General features: G+C 57.2%; 20 protein-coding genes. 8 read left to right on the top strand and 12 right to left on the bottom strand.

Annotation, left to right across the window (positions count from 1 at the left end; genetic code table 11):
* Positions 1–334: 334 nt before the first annotated feature.
* Genes EAO80_RS10845 through EAO80_RS10830 form a run of 4 tightly spaced genes read right to left on the bottom strand, consistent with a single transcriptional unit; the run spans position 335 to position 3192 of the window.
* Positions 335–1054 (bottom strand): DUF7519 family protein, encoded by a 720-nt coding sequence (locus EAO80_RS10845; RefSeq protein ID WP_122089916.1) that lies wholly within the window; start codon positions 1052–1054, stop codon positions 335–337.
* A complete protein-coding gene (locus tag EAO80_RS10840; protein ID WP_122089915.1) occupies positions 1054–2337 on the bottom strand; it encodes a DUF58 domain-containing protein in 1284 nt (427 codons plus the stop codon). The genes EAO80_RS10845 and EAO80_RS10840 overlap by 1 nt, the downstream gene beginning before the upstream one ends.
* The gene (locus EAO80_RS10835) at positions 2334–2975 is read right to left on the bottom strand and encodes a DUF7269 family protein (protein ID WP_122089914.1); all 642 of its coding nucleotides are present in this window, start codon (positions 2973–2975) and stop codon (positions 2334–2336) included. The genes EAO80_RS10840 and EAO80_RS10835 overlap by 4 nt, the downstream gene beginning before the upstream one ends.
* Positions 2968–3192, bottom strand: a complete 225-nt coding sequence (locus EAO80_RS10830) for a DUF4129 domain-containing protein (protein ID WP_122089913.1) — start codon at positions 3190–3192, stop codon at positions 2968–2970. The genes EAO80_RS10835 and EAO80_RS10830 overlap by 8 nt, the downstream gene beginning before the upstream one ends.
* Positions 3193–3327: 135 nt before the next feature.
* Between EAO80_RS10830 and EAO80_RS10825 the strand changes: the two genes are divergently transcribed.
* Positions 3328–3537, top strand: a complete 210-nt coding sequence (locus EAO80_RS10825) for a hypothetical protein (protein WP_122089912.1) — start codon at positions 3328–3330, stop codon at positions 3535–3537.
* A 231-nt stretch (positions 3538–3768) separates the two neighbouring features.
* On the opposite strand, the gene EAO80_RS10820 is transcribed toward EAO80_RS10825, so the two are convergent.
* Positions 3769–4227, bottom strand: a complete 459-nt coding sequence (locus EAO80_RS10820) for a hypothetical protein (protein WP_122089911.1) — start codon at positions 4225–4227, stop codon at positions 3769–3771.
* A gap of 127 nt (positions 4228–4354) precedes the next feature.
* On the opposite strand from EAO80_RS10820, the gene EAO80_RS10815 reads away from it, so the two are divergent.
* Complete coding sequence (locus EAO80_RS10815) at positions 4355–6073, top strand: transposase (RefSeq protein WP_122089910.1); 1719 nt, start codon at positions 4355–4357, stop codon at positions 6071–6073.
* A 166-nt stretch (positions 6074–6239) separates the two neighbouring features.
* Here EAO80_RS10815 and EAO80_RS10810 read toward each other — a convergent pair whose 3' ends face one another.
* The 3 genes from EAO80_RS10810 to EAO80_RS10795 form a co-directional block, all read right to left on the bottom strand.
* Positions 6240–6626 (bottom strand): ribbon-helix-helix protein, CopG family, encoded by a 387-nt coding sequence (locus tag EAO80_RS10810; protein ID WP_122089909.1) that lies wholly within the window; start codon positions 6624–6626, stop codon positions 6240–6242.
* 582 nt (positions 6627–7208) lie between these two features.
* A complete protein-coding gene (locus EAO80_RS10800; protein WP_122089907.1) occupies positions 7209–8288 on the bottom strand; it encodes a TrmB family transcriptional regulator in 1080 nt (359 codons plus the stop codon).
* Between the two features lie 147 nt (positions 8289–8435).
* Positions 8436–10580, bottom strand: coding sequence for an alpha-amylase family glycosyl hydrolase (locus EAO80_RS10795; RefSeq protein ID WP_122089906.1), 2145 nt, complete (start codon positions 10578–10580; stop codon positions 8436–8438).
* A gap of 104 nt (positions 10581–10684) precedes the next feature.
* On the opposite strand from EAO80_RS10795, the gene EAO80_RS10790 reads away from it, so the two are divergent.
* The gene (locus EAO80_RS10790) at positions 10685–12727 is read left to right on the top strand and encodes a glycoside hydrolase family 15 protein (protein WP_122089905.1); all 2043 of its coding nucleotides are present in this window, start codon (positions 10685–10687) and stop codon (positions 12725–12727) included.
* A gap of 59 nt (positions 12728–12786) precedes the next feature.
* On the opposite strand, the gene EAO80_RS10785 is transcribed toward EAO80_RS10790, so the two are convergent.
* Positions 12787–13914, bottom strand: coding sequence for an ABC transporter ATP-binding protein (locus EAO80_RS10785; protein WP_122089904.1), 1128 nt, complete (start codon positions 13912–13914; stop codon positions 12787–12789).
* Between the two features lie 231 nt (positions 13915–14145).
* On the opposite strand from EAO80_RS10785, the gene EAO80_RS10780 reads away from it, so the two are divergent.
* The 4 genes from EAO80_RS10780 to EAO80_RS10765 all read left to right on the top strand — a co-directional run bounded on the left by EAO80_RS10780 (position 14146) and on the right by EAO80_RS10765 (position 19757).
* Positions 14146–15402: an extracellular solute-binding protein gene (locus tag EAO80_RS10780; RefSeq protein ID WP_122089952.1), complete on the top strand. Its 1257-nt coding sequence runs from the start codon at positions 14146–14148 to the stop codon at positions 15400–15402.
* A 4-nt stretch (positions 15403–15406) separates the two neighbouring features.
* On the top strand, positions 15407–16372 hold the full coding sequence (locus EAO80_RS10775; protein ID WP_122089903.1) for a carbohydrate ABC transporter permease: 966 nt from the start codon (positions 15407–15409) through the stop codon (positions 16370–16372).
* Positions 16369–17451, top strand: a complete 1083-nt coding sequence (locus EAO80_RS10770) for a sugar ABC transporter permease (protein WP_122089902.1) — start codon at positions 16369–16371, stop codon at positions 17449–17451. Before EAO80_RS10775 ends, EAO80_RS10770 begins: the two co-directional genes overlap by 4 nt.
* Positions 17452–17618: 167 nt before the next feature.
* Positions 17619–19757, top strand: coding sequence for an alpha-amylase family glycosyl hydrolase (locus EAO80_RS10765; RefSeq protein WP_122089901.1), 2139 nt, complete (start codon positions 17619–17621; stop codon positions 19755–19757).
* 125 nt (positions 19758–19882) lie between these two features.
* Here the strand turns inward: EAO80_RS10765 and EAO80_RS10760 are convergent, their stop codons facing one another.
* The 3 genes from EAO80_RS10760 to EAO80_RS10750 are packed head-to-tail and all read right to left on the bottom strand — an operon-like array spanning position 19883 to position 22151.
* On the bottom strand, positions 19883–21199 hold the full coding sequence (locus EAO80_RS10760) for a type IV secretory system conjugative DNA transfer family protein (protein ID WP_245998582.1): 1317 nt from the start codon (positions 21197–21199) through the stop codon (positions 19883–19885).
* 2 nt (positions 21200–21201) lie between these two features.
* The gene (locus EAO80_RS10755; RefSeq protein WP_122089899.1) at positions 21202–21756 is read right to left on the bottom strand and encodes a relaxase; all 555 of its coding nucleotides are present in this window, start codon (positions 21754–21756) and stop codon (positions 21202–21204) included.
* Positions 21753–22151, bottom strand: coding sequence for a plasmid mobilization protein (locus EAO80_RS10750; RefSeq protein ID WP_162993972.1), 399 nt, complete (start codon positions 22149–22151; stop codon positions 21753–21755). The genes EAO80_RS10755 and EAO80_RS10750 overlap by 4 nt, the downstream gene beginning before the upstream one ends.
* Before the next feature lie 459 nt (positions 22152–22610).
* On the opposite strand from EAO80_RS10750, the gene EAO80_RS10745 reads away from it, so the two are divergent.
* Positions 22611–23225 carry a class I SAM-dependent methyltransferase gene (locus EAO80_RS10745; RefSeq protein WP_122089897.1) on the top strand — a complete coding sequence of 205 codons (615 nt, stop codon included), beginning with the start codon at positions 22611–22613 and terminating at the stop codon, positions 23223–23225.
* The last annotated feature ends 202 nt before the right edge of the window (positions 23226–23427 follow it).

Here is a 23427-nt window from a genome sequence, read left to right as displayed (position 1 = left end):
TATCAGACGCTTGTTTTGTGGGCCCAACAGTGAACGATCGTGAAAAGTATCGAGGAAACTCATAGGTAAATCTTCATGCTACCGAACACCGCTACGGATCATATAGTGGTGTTGATTTGTGTATATGGTTATCAAGAATCATCGGTGCCCTATGCACGATTTGGTTAGGATCATTCTGCTAATATGCTCTGGCGAGCGCACCATGCCAAGGTTATCCTCCCGATTCGGAACGGTAGCAGGCGAACTGGCTCTATGAATCAACCACAAAGATGACTGGATTCAGATCATGACGAGGGATGAGGCAGTACACGTGTAACAGAACCCTATCCACGACTCATGTGTCGGACATCCACTCACTGTCTCCAAGAAAAAGCACGAGCAACGACAACAAAACAGCCCCTAATAGGAGTGCGAGCGAAGCAATCGGAACCGCTGGCAACTGGACGCTGCCGACCACTAGTGCGGTCGTTCCAGCTGCGAGCCCGACTCCGAGACTTCCGACGAAATGAATTACCGTTACTGAGTACGTCTGCGCGCTCCGCCCGACGTCGTTTCCAAGCGTAATCGCGTGCTCAGCCATATCCCATGTGACAATCGTCAGGCCAACACCGAGTAACAGTTGCACTCGACCCGGATTTGAGATCCACGCCAAGAAAACGAGACTACAGCTAAGAAGCACGATCCCGAGTCCGACAAGAGAGCCCGTCCACGACTGCCGGAGCGGAAAGACACCGAGGACGACACACGCCATCGCGAGCGTTCCACCGAAGAACGCAATCCGCTCAAACAGCCCCCCTGGAGACAGTAGGCTCAGACCGAGTGCAAGACAAACGAGACTACACCCCACAAATACAAGTCCGCCACCGAGCACGCGATGACCTCGACGGCGAACGAGACCACTTCCCAACAACAGGAATGCACCGACCGCCTCGACACCAGCAATCGACACTTGGACGGGCTGATTCGCCAGCACACCGGTCACGCAGGCCGCCGCGAGGACGGCAAGTGCGCTCCCTGCGTACGCCGGCTGTTTCACGACAGACGATGCTTCCATCAGCGTTCCCCTCTGTGATGGCCCACGGGCCAGACCAGTGGCTTCTCGGGTGACCAGTCCGCGACCGGTATATCTTGGTTCCGCAGCATCTGGACGCGGTTCGCGCGCTCAATCCTCACGAATTCCTCACCGACGGTCTCGTTCGTCGTCACATCCGGGCTGATAACCGTCACTGCGTACCCGTGCGCGTTCAACTGCTGTGCAGCAGTCTCACCGAATCTATCGACGAGTGGCGAAAACATCACAACCTCGATATTTCCCTGGGTCTGTGCGATCAACTCCTGAACCTGCTCCATCGAGGACACCGTGGTGTCATCCTCATCGAGCGAGATTGGCTGGTCGTACTCGTGATCTACCAATAGCTGTTCGATGTGAGCATACTGTTCACGGCCCGCACTTGGTGCCCGCCAATTGAACTCGGTCCCGAAAATGGCCACGCCGACCTGTTCACTCTGCTGTTCGAGCGTAGAAAGAACTTGCTGGGCGGCGGCGACACAGTACGCTACTGCGTGTGGGTCTGTCGATCCTGCGGCTCGAATCGCGTTCTGCCGTGCATCCACGCAAAGCACGACGGCTGTTCGGTGTTCTTCGCGGAACTCCACCGACGTGAGCTCGCCAGTCCGAGCATACCGCTTCCAGTCGATGCGATGCATCGAATCGCCCCGTTGATACGCTCGTATCTGTTGGAATTCGGTACCGGACTCACCCGCTTCAGCGGGCGTTTGTCCAGCATACTGGCGAGCCTGCCGGCGTAACTGAAACGCGCGGAGGTCGACCGTACACTCGAGTTCCTCACGGATGGTCGACTGTTCGCTGGCTGCAACCTCAGTCTCGACACGCGTATTCCCGCTGATGTCGTGGGCAATCACCGTCGTCGGGGTGAATCGGTGACTGCCGTGTTTCGCAGCGACCGTATACTGGAACGTCGTCGACGCGCCTGGCCGAAGGGTGGCTGTATGCCGCGGCGTTCCATCGGTGACCGTCAGAAGAGCCGGCACGCCGTCGATGATTCGGAGGTCGGCAAGCGTCTGCGGCCCGGTGTTCGTTATGGTGACGGTAACCGTCACAGGGTCGCCATGATTAGGAGTTTCATCCGTGACTGTTCGCGAGAGTTTGAGATCGACAGTCGGTGGACCGACGAAAAGCGGGTAGCCCGCATACGCGACGCCGAGGAGCGACGTCAGGAAAACGAACGGGGATTCGAGATACAGACCGGCTGTGCTCGTAAAGAGGACGAATACAAAGGCCACTCGCCAGCGATGCGTCCGTTCGACCGACGTCATGGTGAGTGGGTTCTTCGTGACTCGTGGCGCTGTTCGTAGGCGACGATTTCGTGGACGGTGTGACGAGCTCCGTGCCGGAAGGCATGTCCATCGGAGACCCGTGCGTAGAGTCGGACTGATCGAGGGGGTGGTGTTTCCCCGAGAAACCACGCGGCGGTAGCGTTCTCCGTCCAGTTACCGCGTTGTACGCGGACGCTGGCGTCGTCCGTTTCGATGCCCGTGTGGCGGTGGATCGTGTTGACAGCGGCGTCTCGGAGCCGCATTCGAAGCGCGTCTTGCTCGTCGTCAGTGAAGCGTCGTCCGAGAAATGGATGTCTCATCAATGGATCGAGGTCTGCGCCGGCATGTGGAATCTCGGGCGTGACTTCAGGCTCGTAGGCAGCCGTATCAGTCTCGTCAGGGTTCGTGCTAGTGTCTTTGGGATCCAAGTACAGCGGGATAGAGAGGAGCGAACCACTGAAGAGGGCGACGACGAGGAAGCTCGTGATGAGAAAGACATCCTCTCGGGGATGACGGAATATATCGAGTAACGATGGATCGACGGCGGCGATCCCGGTGATGAGAACAGCAGTCGCGACGAGGACGAGTGCTGCCAGCGTGATCCAGCGACGGATGCTGGTCCGGGAGAAGTTATCCATCTGCGGTCCCCTGCTGGTCTTCGAGTGCGGCCAGCGCAGTTCGAACGCGTTTCCGCTGCGTGTCCGTTTCGGGGGCGTCCCCGTATTGAATGGCACAGAACGTCGTAGTGATCGTCTCGACGCTGTCAGGTGGAAGGCCCGCATCAATCGCGATTCGCTGCCATTCGGTTGGGGTACGCGATAACGGTTTCTCGATGTCGTCGACGCGTTGAATCATTGCGACCCAAGCTTCCTGAACTGACTCCGGCTCTGTTTCAGGCGGCCAGTCGGCACTTCCGGTTGCCATCGACGAGGACCGGACGGCTGTTTCAGGAACTTCGCTCGACGATTCGAAGACGCGAGGCACAGCAAGATGATGGCGATATTGGTAGAGGAGACTGACGGTGGTGAGGAGGACGACAGTCGCGATAATCGCAAGGCGGTGCTGGTAGATGATTTGGAGGATTATGGACAGAAGTTCGAGGATGGAACCGCCGGAGAGTGGGCCGGACGGAGGCTCAAGTGTGATCCCGAAGAGCGAAAGGAATGCGTTGAGGAGCAAATAGAGGAGAGCGAGGAGTGAGATGCCGGATGTTGGTGCTGATTTCGGTGGTGCAGGGGCACCTGTCGTCGAGATTGAAGATTCGAGAGTGTTCGCAATGATGGTGAGCAGCACCATACTGACAGCGATGACAAGTGCTGAGAGCAGGCGATCGCGGAGGCCGGTGATTCGGTGTATCATTAGTGAGTGGGGACAGGCCCAACGAGGGCATGGGTGGAAACCGGACCGATCATCTGTTCAATCGTGGTACGGTCACGATTCTTCGGTATCCGGGATGAACTCTCCGAGACCGCGCTGCGTTTCCACCCGGTCGATTTCGATGAGTGGCTCGATCTCCTCAAGCCATGGGGCGTCGTCGTGTGAGAGCGCTTTCAGTGTCTCTGCCTCCGCTTTTCGAACGTGGCGAACCGCGTCACGGCGCGTCTTGTGATAGCGACTCACGCTATGGTCGGCGGCGACATCGTACACCTCCTGTCCTTTCTCACTCAACCGATAGACTTTGCTCGATAACCCATCGTCGCGTTCTTTGAGTGTTTGTTCCCAGAGGCCGAGTTGACTCCCGCGTTTCAGCCGGCCATGGAGCGTACTCGAACTCAGCAGGAACTTCTCGCGCAGGTCAGTATGGCGCTTTGGCTCCTCGCCGATCTCGACGAGGAGTTCCATCGCCCCCTTCTTTTGGAGGAAGTCGATGATATCAGCGTTTTCGATCATTGTTCGATTAACACTCTCTTCGTCACCGAGTGGTTTATAACCGATGATACAGAATACGTGATTGTTCGAAGCGAACATAATGTCTAAATGACTGTGTTAGCCTTACGAACAACACTCAACAGCATATATGGCGGAGACCTCGGCTGCGGCCCAAGCGCTTGTTTTGCATGGCGAGGAGGCCAGCAAGCACATTGACCACCTCTGGGATCTCATCAAAGTCGTCTCGATTCCGACTGACTATCTGGTCGATACCCGCCAACAGCACAAGGTCACGCACGAAACCGAGCCGATCGTGCGGGCGTTTCTCTACCAGCACGCTCGCGCGTTCTCACAGAATGAACTCGCCGACCGCATGGAGGCCCGCCCGGTACTGGTGCATCGCTTCGGCCTCAAATCCGCTCCATCACAGCAGGCTCTCTCGGATGTCTGGGCCAAATTCGGGGCTGACACCCGCGAGATCATCAAGGCAGCTGGGATCGGACTCCGCCGTACTGCCGTCGAGAACGACGTCATCGCCGAAGCACTCGTCCCGACCGATCCGCCCGAGGACGAGACCGACGAAACCGACGAAGACGAGGTAGAGTACACCCGTCGGAAGGCGAAGAAGACGTTCAAACTCGCCCGCAAACACGCCTTCCCCGAGTTCGAGAGCGGGCGAACACTGAATCGGAGCTACGACGACGAACAAATCCTCGACATGATCGCGCGTATCTGCGCACACAACGGGAGTGCCCACGAGGAGGGCGAGTATGGCTGGGTCACCGACGACGATCTCACCGCCCACGGCTCGACCATCCTTCGTGTACTCAAACTGTTCGCCACACCCGACGACGAAGATGCTCAGTTCACGCTCAACGAATTCCTCGACGATGACCGGATGCCCGACATCGAGCGGATCCGTGAGAAGCTCATGGAGGCGTTCGATAGCTCCGTACAGAACGTCATCAACACGATTCAGGGAGATAACCCTTTCAACGACCGTAAGGTTACGGCGGCCATCGACATCACCCACGAGCAGTTCCACGTCTGGCCGTGGCAGGACAAGGATGACGGGATCGCCAAACCGGACTATCCGCGCATGGTGAGTGGGTACAAGAAGGACGGCGAGTACAAGCGCGGGTACAAGTACGCGACGATCACGCTGGTCGGCGATCTCGTTCCGATCCCGCTGGCGATCGAGCCAGTCAAGGAGAATTCGAACTGGGAAGAGGACGATGCACCCTCCTATTCGAAAGCCGCGTTAGTCGAACGTCTGCTGGACAAAGCATTACAGTTCGTGGATATTGACGAGGTGATGTTCGACCGGGGCTTCTACAGTAACGATGTGTACGCGGCGGTCGCCGACCGTGGCCTAACGTACCTCTCGCCAGTGCCTAAATACGAAGACGATTACGAGGTGATCGAGGATATCGAATCTCATCCCGAGGCCGATGCCGCAGTCAAACACGACGTTCCATTCGGCCACGACGGTGAAGTTCACCACACGGCCGAGTTCCTTTACGTCCCCAGCAGTAGTGACGATGCTGACGGAAAGTACGCGGTGTTCGTCACCAACCGTGATCGTGTCGAGACTGACGAGATCGAAGCGATCTGCAACCGCTACAGTCGGCGCTGGGACATCGAAAACCAATACAAATCGATCAAGAAGTTCCTGCCGCGCACGTCCTCAACGGACTACCGCGTGCGGCTGTGCAACTTCGTGCTGGCGACACTGCTGTACGTACTGTGGCGGCTGACCGACTACCTGATCAAACGGGGCAAGGGTGTTTCAATTCGCTCACCGCCGGAGGTGACGGCCAAGACGTTCGTGCGGGCGCTGGGCGAGTTCCTCCGAACCGTCGACTAATACTTCCGAAGTCGTTCGAGTTCGCGTACTCGAAGAGCGGTAGCGCTGGTCGCATCCCCCGATTTTCTCTCCGACGCGCCGATAATAGTCACTTCCCGTAGGTATTATTGCGGCGGTTTGTTGGTGAACTCGCTTGTTATTGTTTTCTCTCAAGTAACTATCAGAATCAACTCATATTTTCGCGTTTTCGGTTGTAGGTCACCCTATCTACCGGAAGTGTGATGCCGAACAGCGCCCATTTCGTTTTCGTCCACAATCCGGCCTCGGCCTTTCGTTTCGCGAGGCTCTGCTCCTCTTTGACGGCGTTGACTAACTCAGTGTGCTCTTCACGCTGTTCCAGGACGAGACGCTTCTCACGGCGTAGTCTTTTGTTCTCCGTTTCAAGGTCGGCGATCCGTTCCTGGAGGCGCTGAATCTCCACGTCATCATCCGTATTCAGTCCATCATCCAACGTATCACGGATGATATCCGACCGTGTGACACTCTGATCATCAGCCAGCGAATCGAGCTGTTCGACCATGTCCTCGTCTAATTTCACGCTCACCCGCTGCATACGCTCGTCATACACCGTGTTCAGATAGTAGTGTGTCAGACGTCTGGCTTGCGCGCTTCACACCTTGTGAAACGGTCGCCTCTGTGAGTACGGTCGATGGTGCACAAGGGACAGCTACCAATGTCTCGGTACTGGTAGTGGAACAATTACCGGTCGCCGCCGTCAACCTCGAGCTCGCGGCAACGGTCGCACGATAGTCCTCAGAATCACCGCCAAGCTCCTCTGCGAGGAGTTCCCGCGTCTCCGTACAGAACTCCTCGATCTCCTTCAAGATGTTATCGAGCTCGACGCTTGTCATCGGTTTCTAGAATCGATCCTGGTATCATCGCTCGAATTCCTATAAGGACTGATTGAGGTTCAAAGAGATGCTAGATGTGTCATAGTACGTTCTGTTCACACTAGCTAAAGTAGAAGCATCGTTAGTCGGAATCAGCAGTATCGCGATCAGCGCCACGGGTGGAAGTGTCAGCATTGTCGTTCCACATACTCACGTCGACACCTCCACTTTTGAGGTAGTCGCGAATGCCATCGCGCTGTTCACGCATTGCTTTACTCCCTTCCGCGAGCTCATTGTCCGAAATTTTAGCTGTCTGTTTCCGTGTTTTCTTCGGTCTCAACGGCCTCAATCGTCACACTCTCCGCTTCTACATCTTCGACAAATGCACCGCCACCACCGACGGTGACTACCCCATCAGCCGTCTCAATAACGAGCGTGTTCTCAACGGGAAACGAGTTGTTCGACGGTGCGACGAGTCCTTGCTGCACGTCGACAACACGGCCAACGATCTCGTCGTGGCCGTCGCGGTCGCGCGTCCAGCGGCCACGAACGTGGGCGCGAAACGGCGTCTCTGCTTGAAGATGGAGTGTCGTCTGGAGTGTGGTATGACGGAAATTTGTATGGGTGACCGGCAGTGAGGCCGGTTCTGTAACATATACTTGCTGTGCCATTGGCCAGTAGTTTCCGAGAAACGACCCGACGATGACTGGACCGAGTCGGGGTTCAGTAAACGTGATTGCGTGCGCGTCGCTGTTGGTCCGAGTTATCATCTCGATTGGTGCGACCACTCCGACGCGTTGGTCAACGGTAAGCATCGTCGGCATCGGTTCGACCCATGCGCGGGCAACACTGGCGACGCCTCCTAGTTCTGGCTGCATCGAACCGTCGGCATCGGCGATAACGAGTAGCACTAGCACCCCACGTTTGACGGCAGCGCGAAGCGAATCCGCAATCTCGTCGAGATTCGCCGCCGGAATTGACAGTGTCACCTCCTCGTCAGCATCGTCAATGAGTGAGCGGATCCGTTTGAGTACTGTCACGCGCGATTTAATGACCTCGAACTGCTCGGTCTGTGGGGCGACTTGCGAATAGCGTGCCTCCAGTGCCGGACGCATCGTCTCGATGTTCTTCGTTAACGACTTGGTAACTTCTTTCGGCGAGTTTGCCCGAATCGTCGTCGGTACGGCGTGGTCGTTCACCGAGACGAAGCCGCGATCTTCGAGTTTCTCGCTAATACTATAGACGTAGCGTTTCGAGACACCCGCGGCATCTGCAACGGTGCTCGCCTTCGCCTCCCCGTGTTCCAAGAGCGTGAGGTACGTGTCTATTTCCTTATCAGAGAGACCGAACTGTTTGAGCATATCTCCAAGTGTGGCGTCATCCATACGTGTATGGATCCGAGTGGAATACTTAATACACAGTGGTAGAATCACCACGAGAGAGTGGATTCCTAGAAATAGTCGGCAAAAATCGGGCGACACTGAACGGCTCTTGTCCGGGACAGTGATAATCGAAGTCGGCGAAACCTAGAGTTACGCTGCGCGGAGAACAACAGCATCAACTACGTTGAGGCCGTTGCCGGCGACGACCGACTCACCCGACAGTAGATCCGTCGATTCAACGTCCTCGTCTAGTGAGACTGTCGCCGGGTCGTCAGCGAAGTTGAGGACGACAACGTAGCGGCCATGCTCGTCTGCGCGCGCGTAAGCGGTCACCGCGTCAGCGTCAGCTTTCTCGTCGCCGATGGCAACGTCGTAGTTGACGGCCTCGACGCTCCCCTCGCGGAGCGTCAACGTCTCCGCGCGAAGCGACGTGAGCGCCCGGTGGAATGCAGTCAGGTCGGCGTCGCCGTCGTGCCAGCGCATTGGACCGCGCTGTTCAGGAACGCCGCGCTCTTGTCCATAGTAAATCATTGGCGCACCCGGCACGGTGAATGTCGCCGCGGCGGCTGCGCGCAGCGACGCTTCGTCGCACTCGTCGATGTAGCGGTCCTCATCGTGGTTCTCGACGTAGCGGAGGTGAACGGCCGAATCGGGGAATCCGGTCCGCGTCGCATCGTCAAGGGCGTCGAGAATGGCGTCAGCGGGTTTTTTCCCCTTGCCGATGTCACACAGCGTCTCGTACAGTGTCGTATCGTAGTGCATGTGGAACTCGCCCTCGTGGTATGCGGCGTCCCGCGGGATGGTCTCGTCGAGGAACAGGAAATCATCAGGTGCGCGGTCGCGGACCTCCTTCCAGAAGGCGTGCGAGACCCCCCATGCCACGTCACAACGGAAGCCATCGACGATACCCGCCCATTCGTCGACTACGTTGAGCATCCACCGGCGAACGGCAAGCGAATCGTAGTTTAAGTTGGGAATGCGTGCCCAATTAAAGTAGTATTCTGGAACGTCGCCGCCTTCCTCTCGGATCTCGGCCCACTCTACATCGACGACGTTGCGGTCGGCGTCGACGCGGCGGAAATGGTCGGCGTACTCCTCGACGCCCGCCGCGTGCATCTGGAACGCAGGGTGGTCCCGCGAGGTATGGTTGATGACGAGATCGAAGACGACCTTGATATCGGCCTCGTGACAACGCTCGACGAGCGACTCGAACGCCTCTCGCGATCCGAGATCGGAGGCAGTGTCGAAGTAGTCGGTGATGTGATAGCCGTGAGTCGTCGGACTAGCGAGCATCGGCGTCAACCAGAGACAGTCGACGTCCAAGGATTCGAGGTACTCGATGCGGCGCTCGATTTCGGCGAACGTCGTCGGCAACGTCTCGCCTGCGAAGGAGCGGACAAAAATCTCGTACACCGTCGGCGTTTCAGCCCACGCCGGCGGGTCATTTGGTCGGGTGACAGCGACCGATTCGGAGCCAGTCGCATCGAGAACGACAGTGTCGCTGATGCTGCGGCGCTCGCCGGCGGTAACGGCGTGGATTCGGGCGCGATGCGGAAGTACGTCGACGGAGACGCGGAGTTCGCGGCCGTCGATATTCACCTTGTCCTCGCCGAGGTCGTCACGACCGTCGAGATAGAATTCGACGGGGAGGTCGGTGTCCGAGAACTCGCTGTCGGGGGCGCTCTTCGGCGTCGCGGTGACAACTACCTCCTCGTTGTCGACGGCTGCGTCGAGTCGGATGCGGGGGCGGCCCGGGCCGTCGACATCGACGCTGGTGCGGACGCCCTCCGCGAGGTCGTCCCCGACGGAGAAGGCGGCGGTGTGTTTGCCCGGGAGCAACTGTACGTTGAGCACGTAGTCGTTGTCAATGCGGCGCGGGCGCTTGGTTGCCATCAAATGGTTATTGAATGGTCCGCTGACCGAAATCTGGGTATCATTAAGCTTCGATTCGGGGAGCGGGAGATCCTCGGCGGCGACCGAGAACTGCGCGTCGCGCCGCTCATCAGGGAAGACGCGAACGGTGAGTTCGTAGGTTCTGTCGGGCGCGTCGAGTTCGACAACGTATGTACCGGAAACGTCCGGGTGAAAGTGGACGACGGGACCGCCCTCCTCGCTCTCAGAGTCAGGGTACCCCGCGGGCGTGCCGACCGGAAGCTCGTTGTTCGCGTCGAAGTCGCTTTCCGCCGGAGCGTCGGCGACTGACCAGTGGTATGAAGCGTCCGGAATCGGGTTTCTGGGGGCCAGTTCGACTGACTCACCGACCGAGATGAACCGGGGTGGGCCGGGATGGTGCATACTCCACGAGTCGAGTGAGGAAACATCATTGTTCCGCTTCTACTAGAAAATGTGAACGACAAATTCAACAAGAGTTATTACACCGGCGCGGTGTCACATTCTTAATGCAACTTCGCGACGCCCTCAACGACTACAAGCGACACGAGGGCCACGACACGCGATTCCCGGGTGAACGCCGTTCAACAACCGGTCTCTTCTCAGGCTTCGGCGGCCGACTCGTCCATATCGAACGCGACGGTTCACTTCGCGACTTTGGTTACCCGCTGACCGGACGCAGCGGCGTTGATCGGAGTCGTCTCGGCCTCCGCGTCGACGGCGAGATATACTGGTTCGACGCCGACGACACTGTCTCACAGACGTACCACGATTCGACGGCGCTCGTCGTCACCGAGCGTGAGACCCCCTTCGGTGCTCTCACGCAGTACGACCTCACTATCGACGATGCACATGTGACGCACGTCGAACTAGGTGAGGGATCCGAAGCCGACGTCGAGCTCGTCGCCTATATGGGCTTCGCGCCGAACGCCCAAGACACGCGAATCGGACAGCTCCGACACAAGGACGCCGTCGAACTGTATCACATGACCGAACATGATTTCGTCGGGAGTGCAACCGACTTCTCGGATCTCCATGGTCAGGTCCCGATACGCTTCGCTGAAGTGCTGGACAACACCACGGTCGACCTGCCACGACCGGTCTCCGAGGATCGCTACGAAGAAGACCGCCTCAGCGGCGATCTCGTCGCGTTTTTCCTGTTCGAATCCGGACGGACGTCGCTCGTGACGCTGCTCACCGACAAGGGGACGACCACCCGAGAGACGGCGCTTGATCGACTCGATGAACTGGCGGCAGAGTACGGCGACGTCGCGGCGCTCCGGCAGACAGCGGAGGCCGAGACGCTCGACCTACCCGACGATGCGCCGCACGCCGACGCGGTGGCGGCGGACATCCGCGTGCTCCGCCTCCTATCGGCGGAAACCGGGCTTCGTATCGCCGGCCCTGACTTCGACCCCTACTACGCGCACTCGGGCGGCTACGGCTACACGTGGTTCCGCGACGACGCCGAGATTTCGCTGTTCGTCAACGAGGTATCCGACTACGCCGGCCTAGGTCTCGACGCGTGGACAGACCGGAGCGCACGGGCGTACCTTGCCGCTCAACAGTCGGACGGGACGTGGCCGCACCGCGTCTGGCCCCGCGACGGGACGCTTGCGCCGGGGTGGGCCAACGGTCGCCTCGAAGCCGGCGATGCCGTCGACTATCAGGCCGACCAGACCGGCAGCGTCGTGACGTTCCTCGCGTCGGTACTGGACGACCTTGACGGCGACCTCTGCGACGACGTCGTGGCAGCACTCGACGCCGCCCTCGACGGACTGGATGACACGCTCGCCGCCGACGGCCGGCCCGTCGCATGCCAGAACGCATGGGAGAACATGAATGGACGGTTCAGCCACACGACGGCGACATTCCTCGGCGCGTATGCGGCGGTCGCTGATGCCGATCTTCCCGCGGAGACGACGATGCACGCGAAGGAGCAGGCCGATCGGATCTACGAGGCGGTCGACGATCTCTGGGTCGACGACCGTGGAATCTACGCACTCCGCGAGTGCGAGACAGGCGAGTTGGACCTGCGATACGACTCGGCGTCACTGGCGCTCGTAGCGGCGCACCGGTTCTACGCCCGTGTCGGCAATGTAGATGACAAACGCCTCGACCGACTCGTCTCGCATGTCGAGGAGACGGTCGACAATCTCTGGTACGATCCCGACGAGAACGACGTTCGTGGACTCGTTCGGTATGAAGGCGACAGTTGGCGACAGCGTGGACAGGGCCACGAGAAAGTCTGGACAGTTTCAACAGCGTGGGGTGCACACGCCGCCGCAAGCATGACCGGTTTGCTTCGTCAGAAGGGTGATAAGCGCGCAGAGTCATTTGCGATGATAACAGATGACTTACTGTCGCTTGTGCTCCCGGACGGCCCGCTCTGCATGGAGACGGGTTACCTACCGGAACAGGTGTTCGACGATGGCACGCCCGACAGTGCGACACCGCTAGGGTGGCCACACGCACTCCGATTGGCGACCGTCGCGCTGACAGACGAACTTGGCATCGACGTAAGTGCACAAGCACCGACGCTCGCTGACTGAGATCGGAAAACGCTCTGATTCCTGAATTGAACCGAAACAAGAGCGGGAACGTGGTCAGCTTATGACACCGGTGTCGTTACCGTCTTGCTTCGTTCTTCGAAGGTGAGCGACTCACCCGTTTCGCCGTCGAAGAGGTGGACGTCCGCTTCGTCGAACGAGATAGCGATAGTGTCGTCTGGTTCGGGTTCGACATCGGAGTCGACGCGAGCGATAAAGTTGGGCGCGAGGTCCATGTAGAGATAATTGTCGCTGCCGATGGGTTCGACGACTTCCACGGTCGTCTGGATACCTTTAGTTGTGTTAACAACGTACACGCTCTCTGGGCGGATCCCCAATGAGAGTCGGTCACCCTCGGAGATGTTCGGGTAGTTGGCGGCGTTGAGACAGTAGTCAAATCGTCCTGAGTCGTCTTCGAGACGAATTGTGTCCCCGGAGATACTGGCGAGCACCTCGATGAAGTTCATCGACGGCGATCCGACGAATCCCCCGACGAACTCGTTGATGGGGTTGCGGTATACTTCCTTTGGCGCGCCGACCTGCTGGCGTTCGCCGTCTTTCAGAATGACGATTCGGTCGCCCATCGTCATTGCCTCCTCCTGGTCATGGGTGACGTAAATGGACGTGGTACCGAGGTCGTTCTGGAGACGCTGAATCTCGGTGCGCATCGTCGTCCGGAGCTTCGCATCGAGATTTGACAGTGGTTCGTCGAAGAGGAATACGTCGGGTTCGCGGACGATAGCGCGACCGAGCGCGACGCGCTGTTTCTGCCCGCCAGAGAGCTCGTTCGGACGGTCGTCGAGCAGTTCCTCGATGCCCATCATCTCGGCCGTCTCGCGGACGCGTTCGTGCCGATTGTCCTTCGAAAGGTCCGTGCTCATCCGGAGGCCAAACGCCATATTCTGGCGGACGGTCTTGTGGGGGTAGAGCGCGTAGTTCTGGAACACCATCGCTACGTCGCGCTTCCGAGCGTGGACATTGGTCACGTCCTCGTCGTCGATCATAATGCGGCCCGAGGTCGGTTGTTCTAAGCCTGCGAGCATCCGTAGCGTCGTTGACTTCCCGCATCCCGAGGGACCGACGACGGTGATAAACTCGCCGTCCGCAACGTCGAGAGAGACATCGTCGACGGCGACGATTTGACCGTTATCGAACTCTTTTCTAAGATTATTGAGTGTTACAGTTCCCATTATTCTCGCGAATGGAATTCCATGCATATAATACTTGCTCTCGAACTAGAATTTGTTACGTATAATTTCATAGCAGCTTCTAGATCTCAAGCTGCCGTAGTTTCATATAGAGTATGACAAAAAAGCTGTGTGCTTCGTATCTACCTCTCTATCCTCTATTCTGATTGTGTTAACGATCATGTGGTATCCAAAGATTTAAGGATGAACTACTTATTCATCACAAATACATCCATGACAATGGACCGCAGGACTATACTTAAAAAAGCTGGTGTTATCGCAACAACCGGCGCAGTGGCCGGGTGCATCGGTGTCGAAGAACAGAGCGAAACGGATTCCGACAACAACGGAGGGGGTTCCGGTAATGGGCCGTCCGGTACAGCAACAGTGTGGTACTCGTTAGCCGAATCGGAACGAAACGGACGCCAAGAAGCGATACAGCAGTTCGAAGAAGAGACGAACCACAGCGTCAATGCCTCTAATATCTCCGATATGGCCCAGAGGACGACGAGCGCCATTCCCGCCGGACAAGGTCCACACGTCTTCGAGTGGGCCAACGATTGGGTTGGAGATTATTCCGAACGTGGTTTTCTTGTCGACCGGACCGATCAACTGAACGTCGATATCGATGAATTCATCGAGGCCGCAGCCGAGGCCGTTCAGTTCGACGGTGATATCTACGGTCTTCCCTACGATTCCGAGACCGTCACGCTCATCTACAACACCGATATGATCGACGAAGCTCCAGAAAGCGTAGCAGACATGACGTCGATGATGGACGAGTTTCACGATCCCTCGAGCAACCAGTACGGCCTAAGTTACCCCTTTGCGGATCCATACTTCCTCAGCCCGTGGCTACAGGCGTTCGACGGCTATATTTTCGACCCCGAGGCTGATGAGGAACTTGGTGTGGCCAGTCCGGAGGTCGTCCGCGGTGCGGAGTTCGCCGTTGAGAATTTCGTTCCCTACACCCCGAACGACCCCGAATACGAACCACAAGCGTCGGTGTTTGCCGAGGGCAACGCTGCTTTCGCTATTAACGGTCCCTGGTATCTCGAGACGCTCAACGAAAAAGGAGTCAATTATGAGGTCACAACTCTTCCCGCAGTGGAAGGGGGCGAACCGACTCCGTACACAGGTATCACGATGTGGTATTTCGCAACCGGAATGGAAGAGGACAACGACGATACGGTGGCTGCACAGGATTTCGTCGAATGGTACGTTACGAACGAGGAACTCATGCTACGGAACGCAGAGGAGCGCGGTAGCATTCCGGTGCTCAAGAGTCTGGTCGAAGACAACGACCTCCCCGATACAGTACAGACCTTCGCAGAGGTCGTTGAACGAGGTATCCCAATGCCGTCCGATCCGAAGATGAATCAGGTGTGGGATCCCGTGAGGAATGCTCTCACCGAGATGTTCAATGACAGTACTGAGCCCCAACCGGCATTAGAACAGGCGGCGAACGAGATCCGCAGCAACTGGGAATAACCAGATGAGTACCGTATCACGCGTCGCTAATCGTGTTGAAGAGGTCCCATTCCTCGATAAGCGGGACGTATCGCTGCTGTTCGTCCTTCCCGGACTGTTCGTCTTCTCGGCGTTCATGCTGTTTCCTGTGTTGTATCTCGTTGGAATCTCGTTTACGAACGCCGAACCGGCGAATCTCTTTGCAGGAGAGGGTGCGCGGGCAGTATTAACGTTTGGCGAGGCGATGTTCATTGGTGTAGACAACTACGCTGCAGTACTTACCGATCCAACGTTCTGGAACTCCTTTGGAATCACGTGGCTATTCGTCGCAACCAGTGTCACACTGAAACTCATATTGAGTATCAGTATCGCGCTCGTCGTTACCGGCGATCGAGTAAGGGGGAAACGCGTCATGCGTTCTCTTATTATTCTCCCGATGGGCCTACCGGCTATCTTCACCATTACAGTGTGGCGTGGCATTTTCAGTTCCGCGGAGTTCGGTCTCGCCAATCAGGTGCTCAGTTCACTCGGGTTCGACTCTGTCGCGTGGCTGAGTGAACGCTGGATGGCATTCGTCGCATACAATATCACGGAAGCGTGGCTTGCTTATCCGTTTATGGTCATCATCACCGTCAGTGCATTACAAGACGTACCGGATGAACTGCACGAGGCAGCGATGGTCGACGGCGCGAGTTACTTCTCCCGGTTCTTCCATGTGACGCTTCCCTCGATAAAGCGACCAGTACTGTTCGCGTCGATCCTGACCGCAGCAGCGTCGTTCCAACAGTTTCTTCTCCCCTATGTCTTCAACGAAGGCGGACCAGCACGACAGAACGAACTGATCATCGTCTACGGCTATCGTGAGGCGTTCTCCTTTTCCGAATACGGTGAAGGGGCAGCCATCTCTATCATTGCCGTTGTCTTTATCGGGGCATTCATGTGGTTGAACGTCAAGCGTGGTCGACTCGCCGACGGGGTGGATGACTCGTGAGCCTTTTAAATGGTATCATCCGCAAGCTAAAGGAGGACGTCAGGAACGTCGCAATAACTCCGGTGGAAACGGCCCATGATGCGAAGTACACCATCGAAAGCGTCCGTCGAGGGGAGACCTCTCCGATGGTGCCGTTAAAAGTTGTCGGGTCGACGCTTGGCGCACTCATACTTGTCGCTGGGCTAATGTTCCCTATCTACTGGATTCTAATGGCGGCACTGTCCGGTTCGGGCGGTTCGATCTACTCGTCGAATGGATTGACGTTGTTGCCGGAGAATCCGTCGTTGCAGCCGTTTCTCTGGGTCATCGGTGATCTCGCGATTCCCGGCTACGCCATTAGTCTCAATGTTCCCTTGAGTGATCTCGCGATCGTGATAAACACGCCCGAGATCGTCTTCCTCGATGTCTCTGATTACGGGGTCGAGAATCCTTCTGAATTCAAACAATTTTTCTGGAACAGCCTCACCGTTTCGATTCCGACAGTCATCATTGCGATGTGTCTCATTATTCCGGCGTCGTACGCGCTATCACGTCGCGAATTTATCTTCCGACGAAAAATCCTATTCGTCTACGTCTTATTGACGCAGGTCGGCGGTGGACTCGGTATCGCATTGCTTATCGGCCTCTATGCAGTGTACGTTCAGGTCGGACTCAACGATAGTAAGCTCGCGCTCGCCGTCTACTATGCGGCGACGGCAGTGCCGTTTAACACATGGCTGTTGAAGACATACATGGACGGTATCCCCGTCTCTTACGAGGAGGCAGCTGTCGTTGACGGCGCACCGCCGTGGCGCGTCGTCACCGAGGTCATCATCCCGCTGTCGGCGGCGGGGTTGGCGACCGTCTTTATCTTCGTCTTCCTAACGGGGTGGACGGAGTTCGTTGTCGCACAGACTCTGTTGTCGACGGACAACTACACCCTACCTGTAGGACTGTTTTCGCTTATCAGCGAGTACTCCATCCCATGGGCGCGGTTCTCGGCGTTCGCGCTGACGTTCGCCGCTCCCATCATGCTCGTCTACCTGTTCGCTCAGCGCTATATTGAAGGTGGCCTGTCGTTCAGCGGCATGGAAGGGTAAGCGGGTGTGCCCTCATCACCTTCGATTTTCTCCGTTGCTCAAATCAGCAATAAACGCTGACAGAGGCGTTTTGTTCCGCTATTTACCTTAGTAAGTAATTTAATATTATAGTCTATCATAGATAATACTTACAACAAAGTATGTAGTAATTTTTCAACAGAGTTCAGATGAAACTCAATCGCAGAAATCTACTGAAAGGGATCGGCCTCGGAACCATCGGCGTCACGGGAACCGGCGCGAACGCGGAGCTCACGTATGCGACGCAAACGGCTACGACGGAATCACCGAGAGCAGCCGTTGATTTCACCGATGATGTCATCTACCAGATCATCACGGACCGCTTCGAAAACGGCGATGAATCGAACAATCCGAGCGGCGATCTTTACAGCGAGGACTGCTCGAATTTACGAAAGTACTGCGGTGGTGACTGGCAGGGCGTCATCGATAGAATCGAGGACGGCTACTTGACAAATATGGGCATCTCGGCCATCTGGATTTCACCCCCATTCGAGAACATCACTGAAGTCGACTCCGACAGCGGTACTTCGTACCACGGCTACTGGGCGCGAGACTTCCAAGATCCGAACCCTTACTTCGGCGACATGGAGACGTTTCAGACCCTCGTTGACACCGCCCACGAGAACGGTATCAAGATCGTCATCGACTTTGTACCGAACCACACCTCGCCGTCGACCGACGGCGGTGAATTGGAGGACGGTGTTCTCTACGATGACGACGAGGTCGTCGCATCCTACAGTAACGACCCTGAAGACTACTTCCACCACAACGGCGGCACCGACTACTCCAGTTACGAAGACCAAATATACCGGAACCTGTACAACCTGGCTGACTTCGACCAGCAGGAGGCGTACATCGACCAGTACCTGAAGGACGCCATTAGACAGTGGCTCGACACCGGTATCGACGGCCTTCGTGTCGACGCCGTAGCTCATATGGCTCCGAAGTGGCAGAAGACGCTGATGGACACTATCTACGACCATCAGCCCGTGTTCACGTTCGGCGAGTGGTTCCTCGGGGCGGACGAGTCAAACCAGCGCTACTACGAGTTCTCGAACGACAGCGGAATGAGCCTCCTTGACTTCCGTTTTGGTCAGGAGATTCGGCAGGTGCTTCGCGAGTTCGATGACGACTGGAACGACTTTTGGGATATGTTACAGGAGACGGCGAGCGAACACGATCAAGTCGTCGACCAAGTGCCCTTCATCGACAACCACGATATGGAACGGTTCACCACCTCCGGCGGCGACACCCGAAACACCGATATGGCGCTGGCGGTGCTTCTGACCTCTCGTGGTACTCCCACGGTCTACTACGGCACTGAGCAGTATCTTACCGGCGGTAATGACCCCGACAATCGTAAGCCGATGCCGTCGTTCAACACCACGACGACGGCATACGAAGTGATCCAGGCACTTGCTCCGCTGCGAAAATCGAATGCGGCGTTGGCATTCGGTGATACCGAGCAGCGCTGGATGAACAGCGACGTATTCGTCTACGAGCGCGAGTTCGGCGACAACGTCGTGCTGGTCGCTATCAACCGTAGTCTCAACCGGTACGATGTGTCGGGCGTGTACACAGCGCTTCCGCAGGGCACCTACTCGGACGCCCTCGGTGGGTTACTCAGCGGCTTCGACACCGTCGTCAACGCTGATGGCTCGATAGACGAGTTCTCACTTGGGCCGCAGACTGTCTGCGTCTGGGAGTATAGTGGGACGACGACGGAACCAACGCTCGGCCACGTCGGTCCGACGATGGGTCAACCCGGCCACACCGTAACGATAAGCGGCGAGGGATTTGGCGACACCGCTGGATCGGTGCAGTTCGGATCGACGGATGCCACAGTCGTCTCGTGGTCTGATACGCAGATAGAAGTTGACGTGCCCTCGGTGTCGGGTGGCTACTACGATGTTCATATCGTCGACGACAACGGAACCGAGAGTAACGTGTTCGGAGGCTACGAGGTGCTCAGCGGTGACCAAGTCTCCGTGAGGTTCATCGTCGACGAGGCCGAGACTGAACCTGGCGAAAACGTCTACATCATGGGTGATGTCCACGAATTGGGCGAGTGGGACACCGACCGTGCGGTCGGACCGTTCTTTAACGAGGTCGTCTATGAGTACCCAGCGTGGTACTACGACGTGAACGTCCCCGCGGGGACGACGGTGGCGTTCAAGTTCGTTAAAATCGACGAGAGCGGCGAGGTGACGTGGGAATCCGGATCGAACCGTCAGTATACCGCCCCAACTGACTCGACCGGCGAGTACGTCGGCGACTGGCAGGCGTAAGTGGAGGAAGCGACGACGCCGGTCGTCTCGGTGACTACGCTAACAAAAACTGAGTACGTCAAGCCTAGATCGACAAACAGGATTTTACAGTTTCAAAAGATCCGGCTTGTAACCCCGTCAGTCTGCTACCCCTCGAGCAGCTGTATCTGTGCGTGAACCCACCCCATGCCCTGTCGGCAAATCACGGCCTCGCCAGGGTCGAAGTTCCGGAGATCACCTTTCGCGAACTGATACTCCTCTTTCTCCTCGCTCTCGTTGGGCATACGACTGTCGCCTGAATTCCGAGTATACTGTTCGAAGGACGTTCCGACAGTCTCGCGGAGAAAGTTGACGCTCTCCTCGTCGGCCACTCGAAGCCCAATCACCGTGACCATGCCCGACAGCAGCGCGTGAGCGCGTTCCTTCCCATACGTATCCTCGAGCTGGGCGACCGACTGAAGCGAGAGGATCGCCTGACAGTTGACGCCTCGGCCGACGTTGATCAACTCGCCGAGACGCTTGATCGTCGCGTCCAAGTGCTCAATCTCGTCGAGCAGGTAGTACGCCGACCGATCCGGGTCGTCCATGCCGTGCATGATCGCCTGGTCGATCAGGTAGCGGAACACGGGCGCGATCGTACCGGACTGTCGGGTCGGGTAATCGAGTACCAAGACCCGCCCGTCAGGATCGTCCATATACTCGCGAATCGAGAAGTCGCCCGATTCGGCGAAGTCACCCACAAAGAGGTCCGTGATTTGCTGTTGGGCCGTCGCGAACACGGAGCCGGCCTGCCGTTCCGTTTCGGGATTGATCGCGCTTGCGGCGGCCGTGAGGTCCTCGTGGCCGTCCCGAGTGAGGTGCTCGTGCATCTTTTCGGGAGTCGCCCGTGCGAAGTAGTCCACGAGATCGGCGTTGTCAGGATCCTCGAGCTCGCGTCTGAGGTACTTCAGAATCGCCGCGAACAACTGCCGTCCGGCTGCGTTCCAGAAGTCCCCACTCTGCTCGGGGAACAGCGCACGAGCGAGTTCATCGGCGTCCTCCTCGTCCTCAATCTCCGCGAAGATGTTCCACGCGATTGCGTCCCCATTCTCGTCGGCCGAACCCTCGGATGAGAGCCGAATCATAGGCGTTCCGTGGTCACCGAGGAAGTCTTGATAGTCGGTTTTGTGATCGTAGACGACGACCGGCTCATTCGGATCGTTCTGGAGCTGATCGACGAAGTGTTTCAGCGTCTCGGATTTACCGGCCCCGCTCGCCCCGAGTGTAAGCAACGATCGGCGAGGAATTCGGATACCTCGGACGAAGCGGTTACTGATGTCCTCGGCGTCACCGGATTTGAGTTTGATCGGGAGGACGAAGTGATCCTCGTCGGGCTCCGGCATGGGTGGGAACACTTTCCGTTTCACGCTGTAGGCCAACCCGGCTGTTCCTACAGCGGCCACTGGCAGAAGGGTCTCGATCATCTTTATCGTCCCCTCCTGCCTCCGAGATCACGCCTACGGTCATTCTCCTGCCCGTGTTCTCGCCGTCGCTGGCGGTATCGTTCGTTTTCGGTCATACGTTCATGTGCGTTCGTTCGCGTCTGTTCGATGTCCTCGCGGTCCATCCGAAGCTCTCGCTCGTTGCCGGTGACTAAGACGTGGGTGTGGTTCGGACCGTCCTGGTCCGTATGGACGGCGTAAGCAACTCGGGAGGTCGACTTGTCCCGAGTGTAGTCGTCGACCACGCGGCGGGTCTCTTTCCGCAGTTCGTCGCGAGAGAGGTCGTTCCCGTTCGGTGGGCTCACTTGCCAGCATTGGCAGTAGTCGTGACTCTCCGCGTGCTCGATGAATTGCTCGCGTTCTCTCTCGGACATGGGGCGGCCAGCCCTGTTGTGGACCGGCACCTGTTCGCGTCCTTTCGCCTGTTCCTGTTCCGAATCGCGAGAAATGTAGTTCATCTTTCCCTGCGCCTCGTCGCCGTCCAAGTTCGAGACGTTGAAATAGAACTCCGAGGCGGAGACAGGAGACTGTGAACTCATAGCAGCTCGTCGACGCTCTTGGCCTTCCCTGAGCCTGAGCCGTTATCGTCATCGGTGTCTGTTCCGTTGTCGGTTTCCTCGAGGTCGACGCCGTCGAGTTGGTCTTCGATCTCTCGAAGGAGGTGGATCACGAGGCCGTTCTGTTCGCGGACATCCTCGGCAATCTCTTCGACGCGGTCGGTCCCTTCGGCCATGACTCGTTCGAGGCGGGCCTCGGCATCGAGTTGCTCGAGGTCGTCGGCCGTTCGCTGGCGTTCAACGAGATCGCGACAGTAGGTCGAGACAGTTTTCCCGGCGTCATTGGCTTCGCGTTTGATGGCGGCTTTTTCGTCGGCCGTATAGTACATCGTGACGGGTTTATTACGTGATGTATCGGACTGCTGGTTGTCGCTCATTGGAGGGTCCCTCGTCTTTCTGCGTGGGGTATGCAGGCCGGCTTTGATTCTGGGTTGTGCGGGGTGGTAGAGTGATTGCAAGTTAGTATAGTACTATAGAATAGTAGCTGTCTGCTTCTCGTCGCGCGATTTCGACTAGTGTACTGCATGGATACACTATAATAGTCCTATTTCTAGTATTTTGTGGTCATCTGATCCCAACAAGGTGTGGGCATACCTGGCCGGCTTGAGAGCGAGGGCATACCAATCGTATCTTTGTATCTGATGTTTTTGATTCGATCTCCCTTGTGCAACATATTCTCCTTCTCCCAAAGGCGATTGTTGCACAAGGGAGGGTACCAGAGAATGATCCGACTGACTTGGTTTCACGTTAACCTTCAGCGATCATACTGATACATAGACCGAGCGCATAGAACGATCAGGGGGGCACTGAAGTGACCGTCATGTCTCGACTTGTGTATGGATGAACGTCGAGACGTAAAGGAAGCCTATGATGAAATGGCTAAACACTACATAGACGTAGTGACTTCTGAGTCCTCGTCGGAATTACCCAAGCCCGTGAAGCGCTTTCAGAAAGAACTCGGGCCCGAAGACGAACTGCTGGACGCCGGTTGTGGACCGGGCAGGTCGACATTACTAATGGCTGGGGAGAACGGCGTCGGCCTCGATATTTCCCGCGAGCAGTTATCGCTGGCCAGCGAAAGGGTTACCGCAAGACTCGTACAAGGCGACATGACCTCACTCCCTTTCGCCAGCGATTCATTCGATGCCGTTAGCGCAATCTATTCGCTGATCCACGTTCCGGTGGACGACCACCGACGCGCCCTCGCAGAGTTCGCACGCGTACTCCGGCCCGGCGGGACGTTACTGGTCACCGAGGGCGGTGTTGAGTGGACCGGATCAAACCCCGATTGGCTTGACAGTGGGGTCAAGATGCGCTGGTCAATGGCAGGTCCCGAAGCAACTCGGAAAGACCTGCAGGGCTGTGGGTTCGAGATACGAGACGTATGGGACGTCCTGGACCCAACCACCGATGACGGGGTGAAACCCTTCTTCCTCGCTACTCTCCCGTAACTGTTCAATTCATTATCTGTGTATATCGGTCTTCCAAGTACGATCAACGGGTGTGAACTATTCTCTGGTATATGCCACAGTTAACTACCGGAACTCTCACTCGCGAGCAAGTAGCGCCGTATTCTCACTCCCGTTGGTCGTTCCGAGACGGGGATTCCTCGCTCGCTCGGGACAGTGGTACAACCGCGAGTACGGGATGGCC

It is taken from the genome of Halalkalicoccus subterraneus (genome assembly GCF_003697815.1).
In the GTDB taxonomy this organism is placed as follows: domain Archaea; phylum Halobacteriota; class Halobacteria; order Halobacteriales; family Halalkalicoccaceae; genus Halalkalicoccus; species Halalkalicoccus subterraneus.
The sequence above is the reverse complement of the archived record's forward strand: the minus strand, read 5'-3'. Positions and strand labels throughout refer to the sequence as shown.

Bases quoted from the DNA above. Each gene is read 5' to 3' on its own strand.
- EAO80_RS10840 (WP_122089915.1), bottom strand. From the start codon at position 2,337: ATGACGTCGGTCGAACGGACGCATCGCTGGCGAGTGGCCTTTGTATTC.
- EAO80_RS10800 (WP_122089907.1), bottom strand. From the start codon at position 8,288: ATGGATGACGCCACACTTGGAGATATGCTCAAACAGTTCGGTCTCTCT.
- EAO80_RS10785 (WP_122089904.1), bottom strand. From the start codon at position 13,914: ATGGGAACTGTAACACTCAATAATCTTAGAAAAGAGTTCGATAACGGT.
- EAO80_RS10820 (WP_122089911.1), bottom strand. From the start codon at position 4,227: ATGATCGAAAACGCTGATATCATCGACTTCCTCCAAAAGAAGGGGGCG.
- EAO80_RS10810 (WP_122089909.1), bottom strand. From the start codon at position 6,626: ATGCAGCGGGTGAGCGTGAAATTAGACGAGGACATGGTCGAACAGCTC.
- EAO80_RS10795 (WP_122089906.1), bottom strand. From the start codon at position 10,580: ATGCACCATCCCGGCCCACCCCGGTTCATCTCGGTCGGTGAGTCAGTC.
- EAO80_RS10830 (WP_122089913.1), bottom strand. From the start codon at position 3,192: ATGATTCAACGCGTCGACGACATCGAGAAACCGTTATCGCGTACCCCA.
- EAO80_RS10775 (WP_122089903.1), top strand. From the start codon at position 15,407: ATGAGTACCGTATCACGCGTCGCTAATCGTGTTGAAGAGGTCCCATTC.
- EAO80_RS10760 (WP_245998582.1), bottom strand. From the start codon at position 21,199: ATGATCGAGACCCTTCTGCCAGTGGCCGCTGTAGGAACAGCCGGGTTG.
- EAO80_RS10835 (WP_122089914.1), bottom strand. From the start codon at position 2,975: ATGGATAACTTCTCCCGGACCAGCATCCGTCGCTGGATCACGCTGGCA.
- EAO80_RS10755 (WP_122089899.1), bottom strand. From the start codon at position 21,756: ATGAGTTCACAGTCTCCTGTCTCCGCCTCGGAGTTCTATTTCAACGTC.
- EAO80_RS10765 (WP_122089901.1), top strand. From the start codon at position 17,619: ATGAAACTCAATCGCAGAAATCTACTGAAAGGGATCGGCCTCGGAACC.
- EAO80_RS10815 (WP_122089910.1), top strand. From the start codon at position 4,355: ATGGCGGAGACCTCGGCTGCGGCCCAAGCGCTTGTTTTGCATGGCGAG.
- EAO80_RS10790 (WP_122089905.1), top strand. From the start codon at position 10,685: ATGCAACTTCGCGACGCCCTCAACGACTACAAGCGACACGAGGGCCAC.
- EAO80_RS10750 (WP_162993972.1), bottom strand. From the start codon at position 22,151: ATGAGCGACAACCAGCAGTCCGATACATCACGTAATAAACCCGTCACG.
- EAO80_RS10745 (WP_122089897.1), top strand. From the start codon at position 22,611: ATGGATGAACGTCGAGACGTAAAGGAAGCCTATGATGAAATGGCTAAA.
- EAO80_RS10825 (WP_122089912.1), top strand. From the start codon at position 3,328: ATGATGGCGATATTGGTAGAGGAGACTGACGGTGGTGAGGAGGACGAC.
- EAO80_RS10780 (WP_122089952.1), top strand. From the start codon at position 14,146: ATGACAATGGACCGCAGGACTATACTTAAAAAAGCTGGTGTTATCGCA.
- EAO80_RS10845 (WP_122089916.1), bottom strand. From the start codon at position 1,054: ATGGAAGCATCGTCTGTCGTGAAACAGCCGGCGTACGCAGGGAGCGCA.